Source organism: Inquilinus sp. (assembly GCF_057815775.1).
The window spans coordinates 1-5,041 of record NZ_JBYRFX010001127.1 but is presented as its reverse complement, the minus strand read 5'-3'; the positions used below and the strand labels follow the sequence as shown (position 1 = coordinate 5,041).

Here is a 5,041-nt window from a genome sequence, read left to right as displayed (position 1 = left end):
GGGTGGCAATGGGACGGACACGCTGAATGGCGACGGTGGGGCCGACGGCCTCTATGGCAATGACGGCACGGATACGCTGAACGGCAATGACGGCGACGACCGGCTGGTCGGCGGCGCCGGGGCCGACCATCTCGACGGCGGTGGCGGATCGGACTGGGCCTACTATCACACCAGCTCTGCCGGCGTGACCGTCAACCTGGCCACCGGCACCGGCACCGGCACCGGTGGCGATGCGCAGGGCGACACCTACATCAGCATCGAGAACCTCTACGGCTCGGCCTTCAACGACACGCTGACCGGCAATGCCGGCTCCAACGTCCTGCTCGGCAACAGCGGCCAGGACACGCTGACGGGCGGTGCGGGCAACGACTTCTTCGTTTTTCGCGATGTCACGGACAGCACGGTGGCAGCGCCGGACAGCATCACCGACCTCTCGCATGGCCAACACGACAAGATCGACCTGCGGCCGATCGATGCCGACGGCAACAGCGCCAACGGTGATACGGCCTTCACCTTCACCGCGGGTGGTGCCTTCACCAACACCGGGCATGAGGTGATCGTCCAGGCGGCCGGCGAGGGCGTCTACACCGTCCTGGGCGACGTCAACGGCGACGGCACGGCCGATTTCGCCATCATCGTCCATTCCGCCACTGCCCTGGTGGCCGGCGACTTTCTGCTTTAGCCGGACGAGGTCATTACCCCGCGCTTCCCTGCCCTTGGGGAAAGGTGAAGCAAGGATGTCCGCCGGAACAACGGGCGCCATTCTGAAAGGTCTCGCCTGCGGGAGAGGTCGTGCCGATCGCCCGGGCCGGAAAGCACGATCGCAGTGGTATTATCCAGCGACATTGTTCATCCTTTGTTCCATGGACAAGGCGCAATCCCATCCGGCATCGGAGGCCCCGGCCGCTCCCCAGGAGGAGAGGTCGGCGCGGCATGCCCGGATGCTGGCGCGGGCGGCCGAGATCCAGATGGAGGTGATGGAGGCGACCCGGACCGAGGCGGTGGAGACGCCGCAGCCCGGCGTCGACTACTGCCAGCGCATCGCCGTCCTCACCAAGTCGCTGCGCCTGACCCTGCTGCTGGAGGAGAGCTTCGCCAGCCGGCACGACGAGCGGCGCAAGGCGGCGGCGAAGCGGGAGGCGGCCCGGCGGCAGCATCATGGCCAGCGGGTGAAGCTTGCGATGATGGCGGCGGCCCATGATTCGCCGGAGAGCGACGACGTCCACCATCGCCGCGCCCAGGAGATCCGTGAGGTCCTGGAGCGGCCGGAGGTGGTGGAGCTGGTGGAGACCGTCCCGGCGGAGATCGCGGTGGATGCACTGTCCGAGTGCTGGGGATAGCCGCCACGGGTGAAGCGCTGGCTGGAAGCGGCGGACAAGACCCTGGAGAGGATGGGCGTCGTACCGCCGGAAGACGACGAGCCCTGGCCGGGGGATCCGCCTGAACCTGGCTCCACGACCTCTCGCCGGCCCAAGCCACCGGACACGGGGTAAGCGCACTCTCTCCTCTTGTCATTGCCGGGCTTGACCCGGCAATCCAGACGATGTCGACAGCCTCTGGATGCCCGGATCAAGTCCGGGCATGACAGGCGGGGATGAGAATCGGGGTTCGCCAACGCGAATCCACCACCGAAGCCAGAAATCCGAGTGTTTCGCCTCTCCCGCCCCGCGGGAGGGGCCGGAGGCGCTTGCCTCCCGTCAGCCTGCCGCGGATAGCGCGATTGGCCCGAAGCCGGATTGCTGCAGCAGTGCCTGGCCGTCCAGCGACAGGATGAACAGGGCGAAGCGGGCGGCGGGCAGGGCGGCGTTGGCCAGCAAGGTCAGGCCGTATTCGGGGCCGACGCTCAGCTCGGCCGGCAGGTCGATCACCGCGAGGTCGTCATGGACAGTCGCCACGGGTCGCAACCCGCTGGCATAGCCGAGGAAGATGTCGGCCTCGCCCGCCTCGAGCGCCCGGGCGATCGGGCTGTAGGGCGTGGCGACCGCACCCGGCGCAGGCTCGGCCCCGCCCACCAGCTTCAGTGCCTTGGCGTCGAGCCGGGCGAACGCCCCGGGCCGCAGTCGGTCCGCCCGGCGGAAGATCGCCCAGGCATAGTCGCCGGACGGATCCTTCAGTGGTGTCGACGTCCCCACCCGGACGGCCGGGTCAAGCATCCGGTCGAGCAGGCTGGCCGTGGTGGCGGCGGCGCGGCGATGGGCCAGCGCCACCATGGCGTTGCGGGCGAACAGCACCGGCGGGCCGGACAGGCCGGCCGTGGCCAGCCGGGCGGGGTGGCCGAGATCGGCCGACAGGAACAGGTCCGGCCGGTCGCCCGCCTCGATCCGTTCGCGCAGCAGCCCGGCCGGGCCGTGCCGGATTTCGACCGAGATTCCCGTCGTGGCGGAGAAGGCGGCGACCAGTGCCGGCAGGGCAACCCGCAGGCTGCCGGCGGCATAGACGCTGATCCGGTCGGTGGTCATGGTTGCGGCAGCTCCGGCAATGGCGCGGCGATCCTGGCCCATCCCCGCGGCCCGGACAATCGCCGTCGGGGCGTGGACGGGCCAGGGTTGATCCGCCATGCTTGCGCCGGAATTGCGCTCGACCCTGCGGCTGGCGATGGAGGGGGAGAGATGACCGACATTCGGGACGGGACGGCAGCTGCCGCCCGGGGGACGGCTGTTGCCGCCCGGCGCCGCCGCGTCCGACTGGGCGCGGTCGCGATCGCGATCCTGGTGGCGGGGGCGGCCGGGGCCCTGGTCTGGCAACGCTGGGACGAGAGCGGCACGCGGCTGGGGGAACCGTCCTGCGAGCCCCTGCCCATGGGCGCTATCGCCGGCTGCGTCGCCACGTTCCCGATCCGCGGCATCGATGTGTGGCCTTCGACCAGCATCGCCCTGTCGCCCCAGGCCGGTACCCTGCTGGTCACGGGGACGATCGGGACCAACGAGACCCAGCAGGCGCTGGTCGGCTTCGCCATCGCCGACGGGCACGAGATCTGGCGGCTGCCAATCACCGGTGCCAAGCCTTCGGTCGCTGTCTCCACCGCGGGAGACAAGGTCGCCCTCTGGAGCAAGGCCGCCAATTCGCCCATCCGCATCCTGGGCGTCCCGGACGGCCATCCGATCGCGGAGATCCCGGGCGAGGGGCTGAACGCCGATGCCGCCTTCGTCGCGGACGGCACCGCCATCGTCCTCGGTGCCCGCAACACCCGCCGGATCCAACGGTTTTCGGGGGGATCCGTCATCTCCGAGCCAGCGCCCGGCTTCATCCCGGGCGGCTGCGGCGGCCCGGTCGGCCAGGGCAGCAGCGACCGGGTGGTGAGCCGGGACAACTCCGTCCTGGTGCAGGCCAACACCACCGGCGACAGCCTGAGTTTCCGTGCCGGGCGGATCGAATCGGCCGAGGGCCTGAAGCACGCCGTGCTGTGCGACACGCCGGGCTTCACCATCCTGCCGCCGCCGGCCGGATGGCCCGGCGCCGAGGCGTCGTTCCTGTCGTTCTCGCCGGATGACGACCGGCTGGCCATCGTCTATTCCGTGCCGCCGCTGCAGGACCGGGATGGCGGCACGGTCATCGAGATCCGGGACATGTCCGGGCGACAGCAGATCGGCGACGCTGACACGTCCGCCCGGCCGGCGGAGATCCTGGCCAGCTTCGTGATCGACGGCACGGTCCATGCCCGGCTGGGCTGGTCGCCGGACGGACACAGGCTGGCCGTCCTGGAAGACCCCACGCCGGGTCAGAACCGGCAGCAGCAGCAAGCCCGGATCTACGCCGTGCCCTAGCCGATCGGTGTGGTTGGGCCCAGGCGCGGCAGCGCGGCATCGATCGCCGCGGCGGTCGGCATGCTTTCCTGCGCGCCGAGGGCGAGGCAAGCCAGCGCCGCCCCGACGCTGGCCCGGCGCATCGCCTGGTCGAGCGGCAGCCCGGCATCGAGGCCCGCGGCCAGCACACCGGTGAAAGTGTCGCCGGCGCCTGTGGTGTCGACCGGCTGGATCGGCAGCGCCGGCACGGCGAAGTCGGTGTCGCGCCCGACCGCGATCGCCCCGGCACCGCCGAGGGTGACGACGCAGGTCAGGTCCATCCGCTGGCTGAGCGCGGTGGCCGCCGCCTGCGGGGTCGAAATGTCGAGGCCGAGGGTGCCGGCAATGGCCAGCGCCTCATGCTCGTTCACCACGAGAAGATCGAGGTCGCGCAGTGCCGATTCCGGCACCGCGGCGGCCGGGGCGACGTTGAGGATGGCGCGGCAGCCGCGGGCCCGGGCGCGCTTCAGCAGCGCCCAGTTCTGCTCCGGCGGCAATTCCATCTGCAGCACCAGCAGCGTGTCCGGGGTCAGCTGGTCATCCGGCACTTGGTCGGCCCGCACCGCCAGGTTGGCGCCACTGCCGACGGCGATGAAATTCTCCGCCTGCGCATCGACGCAGATATAGGCGACGCCGGTCGGCCGGTCGCTGGTGGCGACCAGGCTGGTGTCGATGCCGTCCTTGGCCAGGGTGGCGCGCATCACCTGGCCGAAGCCGTCGTCGCCGACCGCGCCGGCCATCGCCACCCGCGCGCCGGCCCGCGCCGCCGCCACCGCCTGGTTCGAGCCCTTGCCGCCTGGCTTGGTGACATAACCGTCGCACAGCACGGTTTCACCCGGCCGCGGCAGCGCCGCCACCACCATCACCAGATCCATGTTGATCGAGCCGAAATCCAGGATCACGCGACCAGTCCTCCCTGAGATGGCCGCGATCCTGGCGCGGCGCGGCGCGGAACGCAACGGCGCCGACGGTCGTCTTCCGCCGCGGCCCGATCCCATAATCCTGCGTCGATAGGGATGAATTCACTTTCACCCCCGGCGTGACCCGGCCCAAACTCGGTCCGGCGCAGCGGCCTGATAAAGGCCGCGCGCGGCGCAGCGGCCCATGGAAGGCCGCGCGCGAGACAGTGGAAGCTGGAGAGCGACATGGTCCATTCGGCTGCGGCACCGGATGTACACCCGCCCGTGACGGCGCAGCGCGCGGCGCCGTCGACGCGGGCGATCGTCGGCACCGTGCTGGGCAACTGGCTGGAGTTCTTC

General features: G+C 70.7%; 5 protein-coding genes. 3 read left to right on the top strand and 2 right to left on the bottom strand.

The window, feature by feature from the left end; all coding sequences use genetic code 11:
* Both AC3XYG_RS40125 and AC3XYG_RS40120 read left to right on the top strand, forming a co-directional pair.
* On the top strand, positions 1-682 hold a 682-nt coding region (locus AC3XYG_RS40125), incomplete at its 5' end, for a calcium-binding protein (protein WP_489145510.1).
* A gap of 259 nt (positions 683-941) precedes the next feature.
* Positions 942-1,340 carry a hypothetical protein gene (locus tag AC3XYG_RS40120; RefSeq protein ID WP_489145509.1) on the top strand — a complete coding sequence of 133 codons (399 nt, stop codon included), beginning with the start codon at positions 942-944 and terminating at the stop codon, positions 1,338-1,340.
* Between the two features lie 357 nt (positions 1,341-1,697).
* Here AC3XYG_RS40120 and AC3XYG_RS40115 read toward each other — a convergent pair whose 3' ends face one another.
* Entirely contained in the window at positions 1,698-2,459 is a 762-nt protein-coding gene (locus tag AC3XYG_RS40115; protein WP_489145508.1) for an extracellular solute-binding protein, read from the bottom strand.
* Between the two features lie 150 nt (positions 2,460-2,609).
* Here AC3XYG_RS40115 and AC3XYG_RS40110 point away from each other — a divergent pair, with 150 nt between their 5' ends.
* The gene (locus AC3XYG_RS40110; RefSeq protein ID WP_489145507.1) at positions 2,610-3,764 is read left to right on the top strand and encodes a hypothetical protein; all 1,155 of its coding nucleotides are present in this window, start codon (positions 2,610-2,612) and stop codon (positions 3,762-3,764) included.
* On the opposite strand, the gene AC3XYG_RS40105 is transcribed toward AC3XYG_RS40110, so the two are convergent.
* Positions 3,761-4,684: a ribokinase gene (locus AC3XYG_RS40105; protein ID WP_489145506.1), complete on the bottom strand. Its 924-nt coding sequence runs from the start codon at positions 4,682-4,684 to the stop codon at positions 3,761-3,763. The two genes, AC3XYG_RS40110 and AC3XYG_RS40105, sit on opposite strands and share 4 nt — an antisense overlap.
* Positions 4,685-5,041: the final 357 nt, after the last annotated feature.